Below are 16,643 nucleotides of genomic sequence, written 5' to 3'. Positions count from 1 at the left end.
GCTAACATGAAACAGCTTGCTTGAAAAAATGTCATAATTTGTCGTAATTTCTTGTAAAAAATCCACATAAATTAATGGTACTTCGTCGCAAATCTTTTGAAATTAGAAGGTTTGCGATGCTTTTTTTTCTAGATAACAAAATATTCTGAATGTTTATTTTTTAACGATGCTTTACATTTAACAATTAAGGATTATAATAGTATAATACCATGAAAAACCGGGGAAACGCTGAGAATGAATGGATTGACGGCCTTTAAGAACAAAATTTTTAAATATGGAATCGTGGCTACCGCCATAATTGAACTGGCATCAATTCCTCTATTGGGATTTGATGTTCAGTTTTTATATGGTCTCGCGCTGGGAACCGCGATTGCAATTGTGAATTTTAATCTTATGGCGTTTACCTTTCAGCTCGTATTGGAGCGGCACAACGCTTCGCTGGCCTTTATTGGTTATCTCATTCGGCTGGCCGTTTACGGCGCTGGTTTTATTGCATCCCTTCATGTGGGAATGATTAGCGCAATGGGCACGGCACTGGGGTATTTGACCCTTAAGCTGGCAATGTTCTATCTGCATGGACTGAAAGCGGAATTTTCCAAAGGCAGGACTGTCAGAGAAGAGCCTGAAGAGCTGCAGCCGAAGAAACACTGGTATGATTTTAAAGAATACGAGGAGCTTGACAACTAAGGAAACTCTGATTGTATGGTAGGTGCGCAGCTCAACGTGTGCCTGGAATGAATCAGCGATTTCTAAATCAGGAAATAGACTTAAAAGGAGGTTTAGAATGCATCTTGGGCCGAGAATTATTTACAGCATAGGCGGGATTAATATAACCGAAACGGTTTTGTACTCACTCATCGTCAGTGCCGTTATGATTGCCTTTGCTTTCATATCCACGAGGAAAATGAGACGGATTCCCAAGGGCTCGCAGGCATTCGCCGAATGGATTGTAGAATCCATCTACAATTTGGTTGCGAATACCATGGGCAAGGAAAATATACGCTTTGCCCCTTATATTGGAACCCTGTTCATTTTTTTAATCTTGGGAAATTCGCTGGGACTCTATGAACAAAGACCGGTGACCGCCGACCTCAACACGACGTTCGCACTTGCCGGGATCACGTTTGTACTGATCCACTACAATGCGATTCGTTCCCAGACCTTGAAGGGATATATCAAGCACCTGTCCTCGCCATACCCCTTCATGCTGCCGATCAATCTTGTGGGTGAGCTTGCATTTCCGCTCTCTCTCTCTTTCCGACTGTTCGGTAACATTACAGGAGGCGTCATCATTATGGCGCTGCTGTTTGGAGGACTGGAAGGAATTACAGAAGGCATGGAAATTACGATTCCATTCCTGCTCATCGGAATTCCTTTGCCCGCGAACTTCTTCTTCGATATTTTCGAGGCAGGACTTCAGGCATTTATCTTTACCATGTTAACTATGGTATTCATCTCCAATGGAATTATCAAGCACGAACACCATTAGGAGATAATTTAGCAAGACGAAACATGTATTTAAGGAGGAAATAATCATGTCATTAGTAACACCGGAAGCATTTGTATTGGGTATGTCCGCACTTGGAGCTGCCATCGTAATGATCGGAATTTTGGGTATCGGTATTGGCCAGGGCTTTGCGGCAGGCAAAGCGGTAGAAGGCGTAGCCAGACAGCCCGAAGCACAGGGAGATATTTTAAAGACGATGCTGGTTGGTCAGGCTGTTGCGGAAACAACAGGTATCTTTGCGTTCATCGTTTCCATCGTGCTCCTGTTTGCGAATCCTTTCATCAGCATGCTCTAGCAGCCAACAAGAGCGTTGAAATTTAAGTTTAAGCAAGGAAGGAGGGAAATGCCTTGGAAAAATACGCAGATCTAATCCATTTGGATTGGACTTTACTGATGGTAGCAGTGAACTTCCTGATCCTTTATGTCATACTCAAGCTTTTCTTCTTCAAAAAAGTGCATCAGTTCATGCTGGATCGACAGAATGCAGTAAAGGATGCTTTTGATCAAGCTGACAGAACAAACCTTATTGCCGATGAACAACTGGCAGAATATAAGAAGCAGCTTGCAAACATCGAGAATGAAGGCAGGGAAATTATAAAGAACGCCAAGATTAGAGCCGAGGCACAGGCGAAAGAGATCGTTGATGATGCCAGCAGGAAGGCCAGCGAAATGATTCTGCAGGCACATAGGGATATCGAACGCGATAGACTCAAGGCGGTGGTCGAGATGAAACAGCAAATCGGAGGTCTCGCAATTTATGCTGCTGAGAAAATCATTGAAAAGCAGCTGGATGCTGCCGGACAGGAAGATATTATTCAGCGGGTGATAGAACAGGCAGGTAATTCGGGATGGCAGAATTAACAGTTGATATGACATATGGAAAAGCCTTGTTTGAGGCAGCATCCGATGTAAATAAAACGGAAATTCTTCTGCAGGAGTCTCTGGAGGTTTTGGATATCCTAAAAAGGGAACCTGAATTTTTTGAGTTCATAAAAACTCCTGTTGTGTCTGCTGCAGAAAAAAAGCAGGCAATAACAAAGATTTTTTCGGGGAGAATAAGTGATGAGCTCATTCATCTGCTGTGGATTCTGATTGACAAGGGGAGAGCCAAAGAGTTCGAAAACATTGTCCGCAGGTTCAAACAGTTGATTGATGAAAGCCAGGGGTTCTCTACGGGAACCATATTCTCTGTAGGGCCGCTTTCAGCGGAACAGCTTTCCACTTTTGAAGAAAAAACAAGCAATCTGATCCGCAAGAAAGTAAAGCTCGAGAACAGAACCGATTCCTCAATCATTGGAGGAGTCAGGATCTTTATTGAAGGTAAGGTTATCGACGCTACGGTAAGAAAGCGTCTCAATGACCTCGGAGAAAGCCTAAGATCTCAATAAAAGACGCATCGATTCGCTGCTGGTTTACATCAATTGTTTTGATACGGCGAAATGAAAAGGCGAAGAAATAAGGAGGACTTGCACATATGAATTTAAGACCAGAAGAAATCAGTGCGGTCATAAGAGAACAGATCAAACAATATAAAAACGAGTTGGAAATATCCAATTTCGGTACAGTAATACAGGTTGGTGACGGTATTGCCAGAATCTACGGTTTGGATCAGTGCATGGCGGGAGAACTACTTGAGTTTCCCGGCGATGTTTACGGCATGGCGCTGAATCTGGAAGAGGATAATGTCGGTACGGTTATTCTGGGGCCCGATAAGGAAATCAAAGAGGGCGACGTTGTAAAGCCAACCGGTAAGGTTGTTGAAGTTCCCGTAGGACCGGAACTGATCGGACGTGTTGTAAACGCACTTGGACAGCCAATCGACGGCAAGGGACCTATCAACACGACGAAAACCAGACCCGTGGAAAATATAGCTCCCGGAGTATTGCAGAGAAAATCGGTCAATCAGCCGCTGCAAACGGGAATCAAGGCCATCGATTCTATGATCCCCATTGGTAAGGGGCAAAGAGAACTGATCATCGGTGACAGGCAGACCGGAAAAACCGCCATTGCCATCGATGCGATTCTCAATCAGGCATCAGAGGATGTCATCTGCATCTATGTGGCCATAGGGCAGAAGAAATCCACCGTTGCGCAAATGGTTCAAACCCTTGAGAACAAAGGGTCAATGAAATATACCATCGTAGTTTCCGCGACTGCCAGTGAGGTTGCTCCGCTGCAGTACATAGCCCCTTATGCAGGCTGTGCAATGGCGGAAGAATTCATGTATCAGGGAAAAGATGTACTGATCATTTATGACGACCTTTCCAAGCATGCAGTTGCTTACAGAGCCATGTCACTGCTGCTTCGAAGACCGCCTGGGAGAGAAGCTTATCCCGGAGATGTATTCTATCTGCACAGCAGACTTCTTGAAAGAGCGGCAAAGTTATCCGATGAGCTGGGCGGCGGTTCCATTACGGCACTTCCTATCATTGAGACCCAGGCGGGAGACGTCTCCGCATATATTCCGACCAATGTAATTTCCATTACAGATGGTCAGATTTTCCTAGAATCAGAGCTTTTCTTTACAGGACAGAGACCTGCTGTTAACGCTGGTATTTCTGTATCCCGTGTAGGAGGAAGCGCACAGATCAAGGCCATGAAAAAGGTATCCAGTAAGGTAAAACTAGAATTAGCACAATACAGAGAGCTGGCAAGCTTTTCACAGTTTGGTTCCGATCTTGATAAAGATACAAAAGAACGGCTGGAACATGGTACTGTTCTGATGGAAATTTTAAAACAGCCTCAGTACGCACCTGTCAAGGTCGAACACCAGGTTATGATCATCTTTGCCGCGACCAACCGCTATCTTGTGGATGTTCCGGTCGAAGAAATCAAGGATTTTGAGAAGGAGTTCTACAGCTTTATGGATACCCAGTATCCGGAAGTGGGAAAAGAAATCAAGTCCACCGGTAAGCTGGAAGGGGAAACAGAAGAGCAGCTCAAGACTGCAATCTTGAAATTCAAATCGCTGAGATCATCCGATTGACGCTGGTAAGGAGGAGGTGAAGGCATGGCAACGAACAACATGAGAGATATTAAGCGCAGAATCCGAAGCGTCAGCAGCATGGAACATATCACCAATGCCATGAAGCTCGTATCTGCTGCAAAATTGCGGAAAGCCAAAAACACCTTTGAAAAAACACAAGAATATTTCCACTATGTGACTGAGTCAATTGAGGAAATTTTTCACCATACAAATGAAGTCCCTTCGGAATACCTGAAAGGGAACCGTGAGATCAAGTCGACTTGCTATATCATCGTCACCAGCTCCAGAGGACTTTGCGGAAGCTTCAATTCCAATATCATTAAAGAAGCAGCAAGACAAATCGCTGAGGATCGGGGAAAACCGGTCATCGTGGCAGTTGGTGGAAAAGGCAAAGAATATTTTGAAAAGCGAGATTATGATATCTTTGAGGAGTATATGCTCCCGCCGGAAAGTATTTCCTTCCTGGAGACCCATGATATCAGTAAGCCGATCATCGATATGTATAATTCCGGACAGATTGACGAAGTAGTAATCATCTATACCTCGTTTGTCAGTTCCCTGGAGCAGAAGGTAAGATCTGTAACCCTCCTTCCCTTCGAGATCAACAGGGATCCGGATTTTCCGAGATTGGAAAAGCAGGTTGATTATGAGCCTTCGGTAGAAGAGGTCTTCAACTATCTGGTGCCAAAATACGTGGAAATTATGGTTTATGGCGCCATCGTAGAATCTGCCACCTGTGAACACGCTGCAAGGCGTATTGCCATGGAGAACGCCACCGACAATGCAAGAGACATGATCGGTGAGCTAACCCTCTACTACAACAGGACACGGCAGGCCGCCATCACAAATGAAATTTCCGAAATCGTAGGAGGCGCCGAAGCGCTGAAATAAAGTTTGCGCAGGAAATTTTATGCAAGGCAAGGCGCGGCTTTTGAGCGTGAAGCGCACGCATATGGACATACGTAAGCAAGCGCGAAGAAACCAGCAACGCAGCATTGCATAAATTCAGAAAGTAAAGTTTGCGCAGGAAATTTTATGCAAGGCAAGGCACGGCTTATGAGCGTGAAGCGCACGTATATGGACATACGTAAGCAAGCGCGAAGAAGCCAGCAACGCAGCATTGCATAAAATTAACAAGCAAAGGAGGGAAGGTAATGAGTCATAAAGGTACCATACACCAAATCATTGGTCCCGTAATTGATATAAAGTTTATGCCGGAAGAAATGCCGGAGCTGCTCAACGCGATTTATATCTATTTTGAAAATAGAAATATTGTTGCGGAAGTAGCGCAGCATATCGGCGATGATGTAGTTAGATGCGTTGCATTGTCCTCAACGGATGGATTGACTCGGGGGATGGAAGCTGTAGACAGCGGTTCACCGATCAACGTCCCTGTTGGGAAGGAAGTGCTGGGCCGGCTGTTCAATGTAATCGGAGAGACTATTGATGAAAAGGGTCCTGTGAATACCGAGGCAAGGCTGCCGATTCACAGACCTGCACCTGCTTTTGACGAGCAGGATACCAGTACACAAATTTTTGAAACCGGAATCAAAGTTGTTGACTTGATTGCCCCTTATACAAGAGGCGGTAAGGTTGGACTATTCGGAGGAGCCGGCGTAGGAAAAACGGTACTGATCCAAGAGCTGATCAGCAATATTGCGAAAGAGCATGGAGGCATTTCCGTATTTGCTGGAGTAGGAGAAAGAACGAGAGAGGGAAACGACCTCTATCATGAAATGATCGACTCCGGTGTAATTGCAAAGACTGCCATGGTTTTCGGGCAGATGAATGAGCCGCCGGGAGCCAGAATGAGGGTCGCATTGACAGGGCTGACGATGGCAGAGCACTTCAGAGATGAAGAAGGACAGGACGTGCTTCTGTTCATTGATAATATCTTCCGTTTTACTCAGGCTGGTTCTGAGGTATCTGCGCTGCTGGGTCGTGTGCCCAGTGCGGTAGGTTATCAGCCAACCTTGGCAACGGAGATGGGAGCACTGCAGGAGAGAATCACATCCACAAAGAAGGGTTCTATCACATCGGTACAGGCAATTTACGTTCCTGCCGATGACCTGACGGACCCTGCTCCGGCCACAACCTTTGCCCATCTGGATGCAACCACGGTTCTTTCCAGAGCCATCACAGAATTGGGAATCTATCCTGCGGTAGATCCGCTGGAGTCATCCTCCAGAATAATGGATCCGCTGATTATCGGCGAAGAACATTACAATACTGCCAGAGGGGTACAGGAGGTGCTGCAGCGTTATAAAGACCTGCAGGATATCATTGCCATCCTTGGTATGGATGAACTGTCCGATTCGGATAAGCTGGTTGTTTCCCGGGCAAGAAAAATTCAGAGATTCCTTTCGCAGCCCTTCAGCGTTGCGGAAGCGTTCACCGGCATGCCCGGTAAGTATATACCGCTCAAGGAGACAGTCAGAGGCTTCAAGGAAATTTTGGAAGGAAAACATGATGCGATTCCTGAATCTATGTTCCTATTTGCCGGAGGGATTGACGAAGTCGTAGAAAGGTTCCAAAGCAATGCCTAAAAGTATGCTGCTGGAGGTAATCACACCTTCCAAACTCTTCTATAAGGGAGAGGTTGAACTCGTTATCGCCAGAACACTGAACGGTGATGAGGGCTATATGGCAGGTCATACCTGGGCAGTTAAACTGCTTGCCGCAGGAGAGCTTTGGTTTCAGGAAGCCGGATCAAAGGACTTCAAAATTGCGGCCATCGCAGGTGGTTTTGTTGATGTGAAGGATAATATTATCATCTTTACTGACGCGGCAGAATGGCCTGAGGAAATTGATCTTGCAAGGGCTGAGCATGAGAAAGAATTGGCAGAAGATTGGCTGAGACATCCCAGCAATGATGATTCAGAAGTCGCAAGAGCCAAGATTGCTATTGCAAAATCTCTAACCCGTATGCATGTCAAGGCCGGAGGGCATAGGCGTAAGCGGTAATCAATAGAAACACATCGAAAGATGATTGAAATCATGCGGATCACTAACCGCATGATTTTTTTCGCTTTTCAATCGAATTATATTATTATTGCATTAGTTACACTATTTTAATTGTACTGTTTCCATCGTTTCGACAATATACGACCAGAATCGCTATTGAACCGCTTGCCCATTTGGGCTAGACTATAGATGTTTTACAAATCAATGTGGAAGGGGAGGTGCAGGACGTTGAACTTACTGTTTAATCTGATGCTCAATCTTTATTCGGCGATTATTCTCATTGTGATGTGTGCTCATTCTTGCAGACGGCATGACAAATATTCTCTGCAGCAAAAGCTCTTTCATCTGATGCTTTTGCTGACTTTGCTGTTGCTTTTTTTTGATACATTAAGCAGGTTTGATGGCCACGCCCAAACCTACTATGTTTACTTCAATTCCATTGGTAATTTTGTTGTCTTTCTGATGGGGCCGCTGCCATCTGTGGTGTGGATGGCATATGCCAATTACGAAATTTACCGTGATGAAAGGCGTGTAAAGGCACTGGCGAGGGTGATGTCCTTATGGCTTGCACTCAATGGCTTGCTGACGTTGCTTTCTCTTCGGTATCATTGGCTGTACTATATCGATGAGGGAAATATCTATCATCGAGGGCCGCTCTTTCTTGTTCCGGCAATGCTGACAGTCGGTTCTATTTTGATTGCCTTTGTAATGGTGTCCCAAAATAGGAAGCGAATCGAGAAAAAGCACTATTTCTCCCTTGTGTTCTTTCCCGTGCCTCCTCTGGTCTCGATCCTTGTTCAAATTTATGTTTACGGAACCTCACTTATCTTAAATGGTTTGACCATTTCATTGCTGGTCGTATTTATAACGATACAAAATCAAAGAATGGATACTGATTATCTTACAGGCGTTGCCAATCGAAAGAAACTTGAGGAATATCTGAAGGCAAAGATTGCGGGCAGTACCGCGGCACGGACGTTTTCGGCAATTCTCATCGACCTGAATAATTTCAAACTAATCAATGATACTTACGGCCATGAAACAGGAGACCAAGCCCTGGAGACTGCGGCTGGACTTTTAAAGAGCTGCATCAGAAGAAATGATTTTATTGCTCGTTATGGAGGGGATGAATTCTGCATTATTATGGATATCTCAGATGAGGAGGATTTAATAGCAGCAACTGAAAATCTCTCTAGGTGTCTGGACTTACATAATCAAGTATCGGACAAGCCTTATAAAATAAGCTTCAGCATGGGATATTCTGTTTATGACTTCAAGACTCACTTGACTCCGGAAGCATTTCAAAAGAAAATAGATCTGCTGATGTATGAGAATAAAAATAAGCAAAAGTCGCGTAAGATCAAACTCGAAGCTTAGCCAGGAGGTTTTCAGCGCCCTAATTATAGTAGATGTCGCTGAATTCAATGGAAACGGCTCGCTCAATACGGCAGTTTTCGTTTTCATCTTCCTTCAGAACCGACGTTTCTTTGATGCTCTCCCTCAATCCAATCGGAAGGTAGATGGAAAATGTACTTCCTTCTCCCTCTTGGCTTTCCAGCTTGATATCCCCGCTCAGAGAATGAACGATTTGCTTTACAAGGTGCAGTCCAATGCCGGTTCCTTCATTTTTTCTCGATAAGACTCCATCTACCTGTCCAAAACGTTCAAAGATTTTTTGTTGCATTTCTTTCGGAATTCCGATTCCCTCGTCCTTGACGGAAACACATAACATTTTACTGTCGGTGACGGTATCTGCCGTTAGCATAATAGTGACCCTTTTGCCGCTCGGTGTGAACTTCAACGCATTTGAAAGGAGGTTCAAGAGGATCCGTTCGTATTTTTCTTCATCCATGATTACGAATTTTTCTATTAGTTCTGAATTGAAGTCAAGTTGAATTTCCTTTTGCTTTGAATAGGGCTCTACTGACCTTATGATCTCAAGCGTCGCATAGACAATGTCAAACCGAGTGAAATGAAACTTAAAATTGCCGGAGCCGTAGCGGATATTGTCAAGCAGATTGTCTACCAGGCGGAGCTGGCGGAAGGTATTTTGCCTGATGGTCTTCAGGTATTTTGAAATATTTGTCGTGATCTCCTTGCTGCAGAGTAGCTCAATGGCCTGCAGTGCACTGTTGATGACTGAAATTGGCGTTCTGAATTCATGAGTGATCAGATAAAGAAAATCATCTTTCAGCTTCATGGATGATTCAAGAGCTTCATTCTTCTCTTGCTCGACTTTGAGAAGGCGCTCCCTTTGCTGCTCGATTTTCATGTAATTTAACATATTTTCTGTTGTATCACGGATGCAGAGAACCGCAAAGATCAGCACATTGTTTTCATCATAGACAGGGTTGCCGTTGATGCTGCAGTAAAGGGTTTTATCAGGACGTACAATTTTAATAGATTCATTTGCGATTGTCTCTCCTGATAATGCACGGGCTCCGGGCAGAGTCTCCAAGTTGAGCTGGCTGCCTTCCATATCGTAATAGGAGGTACCGTAAAAGACATCCTCGTAGAATTTGATGGAATCCGGCTTAAAATAGAATTCTTTTCCTGATTCATTCAGAAAGTAAAGCCTGTGAAATTTATCTATTACCACAAGGCCGTCTGAAATGCACTTGACAACACTCAGTTCCTTAAAATATTTTCGCATATATTGGTTGACTTGAGTCTTGTCTCTTATGATTTTATTAATCTGATTCGGCATCTTTTCATTTTCTTTTGATGTAGCAATAAAATCATTCATTCCAATTACCTCTATTATTTACAATACCGAAAGCATTTGAAGCAGGAATAAGGAATGCTTGCCGGAAACTAAAACCATTTGTGTTTTTTGAAATAGATAATACTCAGTAGAGACACTGCCCCGCAAGTGATGATCACTGCTGGATACCCATAGACCCAGTGGTATTCGGGCATAGGAAAATTCATGCCATACCAACCTACAATTAGGGTCAGCGGCAGAAAGATTGCTGTTATTACAGTGAAGAGCTGCATGATTCTGTTCTGGCTGATATCTACCTCTGTCTGATAAGCCTCCCGAACTTGAGAAACATAATCTCGGAGATTGGAGATTGAATCAGAAAGTCGGTTAATACGGTTCGTCAGAATGTGAAAGTAACGAATCATACCGTTTGTCAGAAGCTCATTCTCATTTCCCTCCATCGCCTCGGAGAGGTCAAAGAGCTGCTCGTAATAGCGCTTTAAGACTAGAAGCTTCTTCTTCATAAGAATGATTTCTTTAATATAATCTTTTTTTCCTTTCGTAAAAAGCGATTCCTCGAGTTCTGTAATCTCCTGTTCTAAATTTTCAAGAAACAGGGAATCTCCGGCCGTTAGCAGATCAAAAAATTCGTAGAGAACGCGCTCCAGCGTTAGATTCTTTATCTCTTTCTGTTCGATTCTGCTGATGATGCTGTGAAGCAGGCTATAATCTTGTGTCTCATCACAGATAAAAATAAGGAGGTTTGTCCGAAAGTAAATGGAGATACTGATGCTGCTTCCCAAAAGACTTGTTCTGTCCGGTATCAGGAGGCTAACGTAGTCAAAGCCGTCATGGCTTTCAAATTTTGACACAGTTCCTTTCAGGCATTCTTCCAGAATTCGTTCAGGGATGGCCAGATGAGGATTCCATTGGAGAAGTTCACTTCTGTCAAGGACTCCGATGCAGGGCTTTTCCCCCAGTATCTCATTTGGTTTTAGTTTTTCCAATTTTGTGGCAGTTCCGTCCAAATTGTAAATCAAAAGTTGCTCACCCCAATTCGCAAACGTATCATGGTATATTTTACCACCCAGTTTCCTTTTTCGTCAACAAAATAACGCCAATCATCACTACTTCCGATGACTGGCGCTATTTAAAGTCTTCGCTTAACATTTCTGGTGGAATCACCCTCTTTCTGCCGACTGATATAGCCATCTATATCAAATCTTTCAATCGGTATTATTATTTACCTTGACTATAGTATAGCATAAAACAATATAATTGCAAGAATATTCTGATAAAAAAATAAAAGAAAAATAAAACAGGACTGGTCAAATTTACTAAAATCCGAAAGCAGTCCTGCTATTTATAAATCCTTTAGAAAAGGAACGATCCGATCTGGTAGACAAGGAAAGCTGCAATCCACGCTACGAATGTCTGAAAGGACATTGCAAGAATCGCATTTTTCCAGCCGCCCAGTTCTCGTCTTACCGCAGCCATTGCAGCAACACATGGCATGTACAGTAAAGAGAATGTAAGGAATGAAAAGGCTGACAGTGGTGCGAAAAGCTGGGAAAGCAGCGGTGTTACAGATGCGGTATCCGACGCACCCAGCAGGATTGCAAACGTACTTACCATGGCTTCCTTGGCAGTTAAACCGGTAACCAACGCAGTTGCTGCTCGCCAGTCGGAAAAGCCCAGTGGCGCAAAGATTGGCGCGACTAGCTTGCCCGCTCCGGCAAGCATGCTGTCTCCAGTGTCTGCGACCATATTAAATCCAAAATCGAAGCTCTGAAGTGCCCAAATAATAATCGTCGCGATGAATATTACCGTAAAAGCCCGCTTGAGAAAATCAACAGCACGTTCCCACATTTTTAAGGTCACGCTTTTTGCGGATGGAAGTCTGTACGGAGGCAGCTCCATGACAAAGGGAACCGGGCTGCCTTCAAATACTGTTTTTTTCAGCAAAAGCCCCACAAGGATCCCCACGAGTATGCCCATAAGGTAAAGGGAAATCATGACCAGGGGCTCATGATTCGGAAAAAAAGCAGCAGTAAAGACTGCATAAATTGGGAGCTTGGCACTGCAGGACATAAAAGGTGTCAAGATAATGGTCATTTTGCGGTCTCGTTCACTTGGCAGGGTTCGGGTTGCCATAATTGCAGGTACAGAACATCCAAATCCGATCAGCATGGGAATAAAGGAGCGTCCGGAAAGGCCGATCTTTCTCAGCAGTTTATCCATGACAAAAGCAACACGAGCCATATAACCGCTGTCCTCCAAAAGTGAGAGGAAGAAGAACAGCACGAGTATGATGGGGATAAAGGAAAGCACGCTTCCTACTCCCGCAAATACCCCGTTGATGATCAGTGAGTGGAGGGCAGGATTGATGTTTACCTGCGAAAGGGCATGGTCCACCACCTGAGTGACACTATCGATTCCCAAGGAAAGCAAATCACTTAGTCCAGAACCAAAGATTCCGAAGGTTAACCAGAAGACAAATAACATAATCCCAAGGAAGATGGGTATTGCCAAATATTTGTGTGTCATTATGTTGTCAATCTGAACGGACCTTAGATGCTCCCTGGATTGGGCTGACTTTTTAACGCACTCTTTGCAGATGGATTCAATGAAGGCATAGCGCATATCTGCTATCGCCGCTTCCCGGTCAGTATTAAGGTGAGACTCCATATCATCCACAATATGCTGAATGATGTCCAGCTCGGGCTCCATCAGCTTCAATCTGTCGATAACGGGCTGATCACCCTCCACGATTTTAGCAGCGGCAAATCGCAAAGGAAGACCAGCAGCCTTCGCCTCGTCTGTTATCAGGTGGGCAATGGAATGAATTGCGTTATGTACGTGACCGCAGCAGAAATCGAGGTTCTTTGGTTTCGTCTTATGCTCGGCACACTTGATTGCTCGGTGTGTTAGTTCGTCTACGCCGTCGTTCTTGCTGGCTGAGATTGGTACAACGGGGATGCCCAGCTGTTCTTCCAGCTTCTGTATGTCAATGGATGCTCCGTTGCTGCGGATTTCATCCATCATATTTAAGGCCAGAATCATCGGCACATTAAGTTCCATTAACTGAAGGGTCAAATAGAGATTTCGTTCAATATTTGTCGCGTCGATGATATTGATAATGGCATCGGGTTTTTCGTAAATCAGAAAATCTCTGGTGACCACTTCTTCGGCTGTATAAGGTGAAAGGGAATAGATCCCCGGAAGATCCACCACCGTTACCCCTTTATGGCCTCTGACGGGACCGTCTTTCTTTTCAACGGTAACCCCTGGAAAATTGCCCACGCGTTGGTTGCTTCCCGTTATCTGATTAAAAAGTGTTGTCTTTCCGCTGTTGGGATTTCCGATGAGTGCAAAGGTGATACTCACTCCGCCACCTCCGTTACTTCTATTTTCCCGGCATCCTCCTGACGGATTGTCAGTTCATAATTCCGTAGATGAAGCTCGATGGGATCGCCCAAAGGAGCGACCTTTCGTACCATTACCGTTGTGTTGGGGGTCAAACCCATATCCAGCAGACGTCTGCGCAGTGCACCTTCGCCTCCCACGTTGCTGATGATGCCCTTGCTTCCCATTTTTAGTTTGTCCAGTGTCGTTTTCATATTCTAATCTGCCTCCGGCATAATTGCTGAATCATTTGAATCGTCCATCTTTATATGGCAGGGATTCTATCGATAGATGAGTTAGTTTTGACTTATCCTTTGTCAAAAAAATATGGCTGATCACAGCCATTTTTTCTGAAATAAGTTTATTATATTACCGCAACCATGTCAATAAATTTCTCCCTACCTGGGAAATAAGTTTGATCACAGAAGCGACCGCTAGCAGTGCAACGGCAATCGCTCCCGCCATTAGTATCGTTTCGGTTCCAATTGCTGCCGTTTCCTGGGAATTTCCTTCCAGGATTGCAAGCATGGTATAATACATATTTGCTCCGGGAACCAGTGGCAGGATGCCTGGTATTATGAAGATGGTGGCGGCATCCTTAAAGGCTCTGGAAAAAAGCTCGCTGAACAATGCCACTATGCATGAGCCGACAAAACAAGCCGTGATATTGCCTGAACCTGTCTCAATGAAATACGTATAGGTGAGCCAACCACAGGCGCCAACAAAGGAAGCACTGACGATGTGCTTTTTTGGCACATGAAACAATATGCAAAAGCCTATCGTTGAGCAGAAGGCGAATAAAAATGCCCAAATCATCAGAATGCACCTCCCAAAAGAGTCCACAGCTTGATGGTAACGCCGACCCCGGCCGCAAGAGAAATGGCAATGATTACGGCCTCTATCCCTTTTGTGGCACCTGACAGCATATCACCCGCAAGGGTATCGCGAATTGCATTGGTCAGGGCAACCCCAGGGAGGAAAATCATAATGGACCCGATAATAATGGCATTTTGATCGGTGCCCAGTCCCAGGGAAAGGCAGGTCAGAGCAAGAAATGTGGCGAGCGCACAGCAGCAAAATCCCCTGATGAAGAGGTTGGTGTCGATTCTGTCAAGCAGAATGGACAGCATGTAGCTGCAAGCTCCAATAAAAAATGAGCACAAGAAGTCCTTGGAATCACCATTGAAGATTAAGGCGAAAAAAGATGATACCAGTGCTGCACCGAGAATTCTTACAAGCAGTGCATAGGGTTTCATTGTCGCGATCTCTTTCAGTCTGTTTAGCCCCGCATCAATGGACAAGTCGGTACTGGCAAATTCTCTGGAAAAATGATTGATTTGAGATATTTTTGCAAGATCGATACCGGTGCCCTTAATTCGCTTGATAAAGGTGTGCATGTCGCTGTCTTCAGAGCCTTGGTCAAGAGACAGGAATATTCCGGTTGGAGTAGCGAACACTTCTACATAAGGAATTTTGCATGCTTTACAGATCCTTGTGATGGTGTCCTCTACCCGATATGCTTCCGCACCGCTTTTCATCATCAGCTCACCGGCACGGAGCGCCAGGATGAGTACTTTTTTTTGTATCTGATTAATCATAGATGCACGCTTCCCCCTATAACATAATTTGCCCGACGTATGAATCGCAAATGTAAGACCAGTTAAAATACATGTATTTATTATAACATATTGTGTTCGCCCCTACAGCAGATGATATGATAAAATAGTACTATCCTTACTTTGTCAAAGGAGGGTACCCTCCTTTCAGAAAAATCACGCTATCAATATCATACGATAAATGGGTTACTACTATTATATAAAAATAAAAGGGTGGCAATATTATGGAAGAAAAACAGACGACCTATCGAATTGGTCCCATTCGTCCTCCGAGCGAGGCGAATAGCTTGCTATTGCAAATTACTGGGGGGTGCACATGGAACCGCTGCAAGTTTTGCAGCATTTACAAGCATGAAAGGTTCAGAGTATTTTCTGTAGATAGCATCAAAAGAGATATTGATGTCATGGCGGAATATGCTGACATGGTCACGAGCTACATGAATCAAGATGGGACGCTAAACAAAAAAACAGCACTGTCAAGATTTGAAGGCATGACGCAGGAAGAAAAAAATTGCTACTATTTAGTATACCGCTGGCTTGCAGGAGGTGGTGAGAATGTTTTTTTACAGGATGGAAATTCTCTTGCGGTTAAGACGGAGCGAGTTCTTGAAGTTCTGCGCTACTTAAGAGAAAAGCTTCCAAGCATCAAGCGGGTTACGACTTATGGGAGAGCTGAAACCCTTGCAAAGATTTCGGCGGACGAATACACACAGCTAAAGAAAGCGGGACTTGATCGCATTCATTCCGGTTTTGAATCCGGATCAGACCAGGTGTTGCAGCTCATTGACAAAGGGGTAACGGCAGAGCAGGAAATTTTGGCAGGACACAATATTAAGGCGGGCGGCATTGAACTTTCAGTATATTTCATGCCCGGGATAGGAGGGAAAGATCTTTCGACAGAAAATGCCCTTGAGACAGCCAGGGTGGTTCGTGCCATAAACCCTGATTTTGTGAGGCTCAGAAGTGCTGTGATCAAGGAGGGCACAGACTTGTGGCAGGATTACAGGGGCGGACGTATCCGCTTATGCAGTGAAAATGATAAGCTTACTGAGGTCAAACTGCTGATAGAAAATTCCCAGGGCTGTACCGGATATCTGGCCAGTGACCATATCATCAACCTCCTTCAAAATGTTGAGGGAAGACTTGATGCTGATTCCCAGAACATGCTGGCCAAGATTAATGAGTATTTTGCGCTGCCGCCGCTTCAGCAAAAGCTCTTTCAGCTGGCAAGGCGCTGCGGAATGGTCTCTGAGCCCAGTGATTTACTTCTGCTGGCAAAGGATCAGCGGCTTCGGCTGGAACAATCGATTCGTTCCATAACAGAAGAAGTGCTTTGGGATGAAAAGATGAATGAGATTTTGATGGATTATATATAAGGGAAAGAGATTGCAATCCATCAAATGGATCCAGAGGGTAATCTTGATACGAGGTTTAGATTTGTCTCGAATTTGAGACAAATCT

17 protein-coding genes are annotated in these 16,643 nt (G+C 44.5%); 11 read left to right on the top strand and 6 right to left on the bottom strand.

The window, feature by feature from the left end:
* Positions 1-234 precede the first annotated feature (234 nt).
* The 10 genes from FRZ06_15050 (at position 235) to FRZ06_15005 (ending at position 8,834) form a co-directional block, all read left to right on the top strand.
* Positions 235-687 (top strand): ATP synthase subunit I, encoded by a 453-nt coding sequence (locus tag FRZ06_15050; protein ID QOX64564.1) that lies wholly within the window; start codon positions 235-237, stop codon positions 685-687.
* Positions 688-784: 97 nt separating this feature from the next.
* On the top strand, positions 785-1,489 hold the full coding sequence (atpB, locus tag FRZ06_15045; protein QOX64563.1) for a F0F1 ATP synthase subunit A: 705 nt from the start codon (positions 785-787) through the stop codon (positions 1,487-1,489).
* 46 nt (positions 1,490-1,535) lie between these two features.
* Positions 1,536-1,802, top strand: a complete 267-nt coding sequence (atpE, locus tag FRZ06_15040) for an ATP synthase F0 subunit C (GenBank protein QOX64562.1) — start codon at positions 1,536-1,538, stop codon at positions 1,800-1,802.
* A gap of 53 nt (positions 1,803-1,855) precedes the next feature.
* Positions 1,856-2,368 carry a F0F1 ATP synthase subunit B gene (gene atpF / locus FRZ06_15035; protein ID QOX64561.1) on the top strand — a complete coding sequence of 171 codons (513 nt, stop codon included), beginning with the start codon at positions 1,856-1,858 and terminating at the stop codon, positions 2,366-2,368.
* Entirely contained in the window at positions 2,356-2,895 is a 540-nt protein-coding gene (gene atpH, locus FRZ06_15030; protein ID QOX64560.1) for an ATP synthase F1 subunit delta, read from the top strand. The genes atpF and atpH overlap by 13 nt, the downstream gene beginning before the upstream one ends.
* 86 nt (positions 2,896-2,981) lie before the next feature.
* On the top strand, positions 2,982-4,493 hold the full coding sequence (locus tag FRZ06_15025) for a F0F1 ATP synthase subunit alpha (GenBank protein QOX64559.1): 1,512 nt from the start codon (positions 2,982-2,984) through the stop codon (positions 4,491-4,493).
* A gap of 39 nt (positions 4,494-4,532) precedes the next feature.
* Positions 4,533-5,384 carry an ATP synthase F1 subunit gamma gene (gene atpG, locus FRZ06_15020; protein ID QOX65960.1) on the top strand — a complete coding sequence of 284 codons (852 nt, stop codon included), beginning with the start codon at positions 4,533-4,535 and terminating at the stop codon, positions 5,382-5,384.
* A 263-nt stretch (positions 5,385-5,647) separates the two neighbouring features.
* On the top strand, positions 5,648-7,039 hold the full coding sequence (atpD, locus tag FRZ06_15015; protein ID QOX64558.1) for a F0F1 ATP synthase subunit beta: 1,392 nt from the start codon (positions 5,648-5,650) through the stop codon (positions 7,037-7,039).
* A complete protein-coding gene (locus FRZ06_15010) occupies positions 7,032-7,457 on the top strand; it encodes a F0F1 ATP synthase subunit epsilon (protein QOX64557.1) in 426 nt (141 codons plus the stop codon). Before atpD ends, FRZ06_15010 begins: the two co-directional genes overlap by 8 nt.
* Positions 7,458-7,646: 189 nt before the next feature.
* Positions 7,647-8,834, top strand: coding sequence for a GGDEF domain-containing protein (locus FRZ06_15005; GenBank protein QOX64556.1), 1,188 nt, complete (start codon positions 7,647-7,649; stop codon positions 8,832-8,834).
* 19 nt (positions 8,835-8,853) lie between these two features.
* On the opposite strand, the gene FRZ06_15000 is transcribed toward FRZ06_15005, so the two are convergent.
* The 6 genes from FRZ06_15000 to FRZ06_14975 form a co-directional block, all read right to left on the bottom strand.
* A complete protein-coding gene (locus FRZ06_15000) occupies positions 8,854-10,203 on the bottom strand; it encodes a PAS domain-containing sensor histidine kinase (GenBank protein ID QOX64555.1) in 1,350 nt (449 codons plus the stop codon).
* Positions 10,204-10,271: 68 nt separating this feature from the next.
* Entirely contained in the window at positions 10,272-11,252 is a 981-nt protein-coding gene (locus FRZ06_14995; GenBank protein QOX64554.1) for a magnesium transporter, read from the bottom strand.
* 283 nt (positions 11,253-11,535) lie between these two features.
* Positions 11,536-13,542: a ferrous iron transport protein B gene (feoB, locus tag FRZ06_14990; protein ID QOX65959.1), complete on the bottom strand. Its 2,007-nt coding sequence runs from the start codon at positions 13,540-13,542 to the stop codon at positions 11,536-11,538.
* 2 nt (positions 13,543-13,544) lie between these two features.
* Complete coding sequence (locus FRZ06_14985) at positions 13,545-13,781, bottom strand: ferrous iron transport protein A (protein ID QOX64553.1); 237 nt, start codon at positions 13,779-13,781, stop codon at positions 13,545-13,547.
* A 154-nt stretch (positions 13,782-13,935) separates the two neighbouring features.
* Positions 13,936-14,382, bottom strand: a complete 447-nt coding sequence (locus FRZ06_14980) for a threonine/serine exporter (GenBank protein ID QOX64552.1) — start codon at positions 14,380-14,382, stop codon at positions 13,936-13,938.
* Positions 14,382-15,164 carry a threonine/serine exporter family protein gene (locus FRZ06_14975; protein QOX64551.1) on the bottom strand — a complete coding sequence of 261 codons (783 nt, stop codon included), beginning with the start codon at positions 15,162-15,164 and terminating at the stop codon, positions 14,382-14,384. The genes FRZ06_14980 and FRZ06_14975 overlap by 1 nt, the downstream gene beginning before the upstream one ends.
* A gap of 242 nt (positions 15,165-15,406) precedes the next feature.
* On the opposite strand from FRZ06_14975, the gene FRZ06_14970 reads away from it, so the two are divergent.
* Positions 15,407-16,558 carry a radical SAM protein gene (locus FRZ06_14970; protein QOX64550.1) on the top strand — a complete coding sequence of 384 codons (1,152 nt, stop codon included), beginning with the start codon at positions 15,407-15,409 and terminating at the stop codon, positions 16,556-16,558.
* Positions 16,559-16,643 lie beyond the last annotated feature (85 nt).

The sequence above is a fragment of the Clostridiales bacterium genome (genome assembly GCA_015243575.1).
Classification (GTDB): domain Bacteria; phylum Bacillota; class Clostridia; order Peptostreptococcales; family Anaerovoracaceae; genus Anoxybacterium; species Anoxybacterium hadale.
Note: the sequence above shows the minus strand (reverse complement) of the source record. Positions and strands in the feature narration are given on the sequence as shown.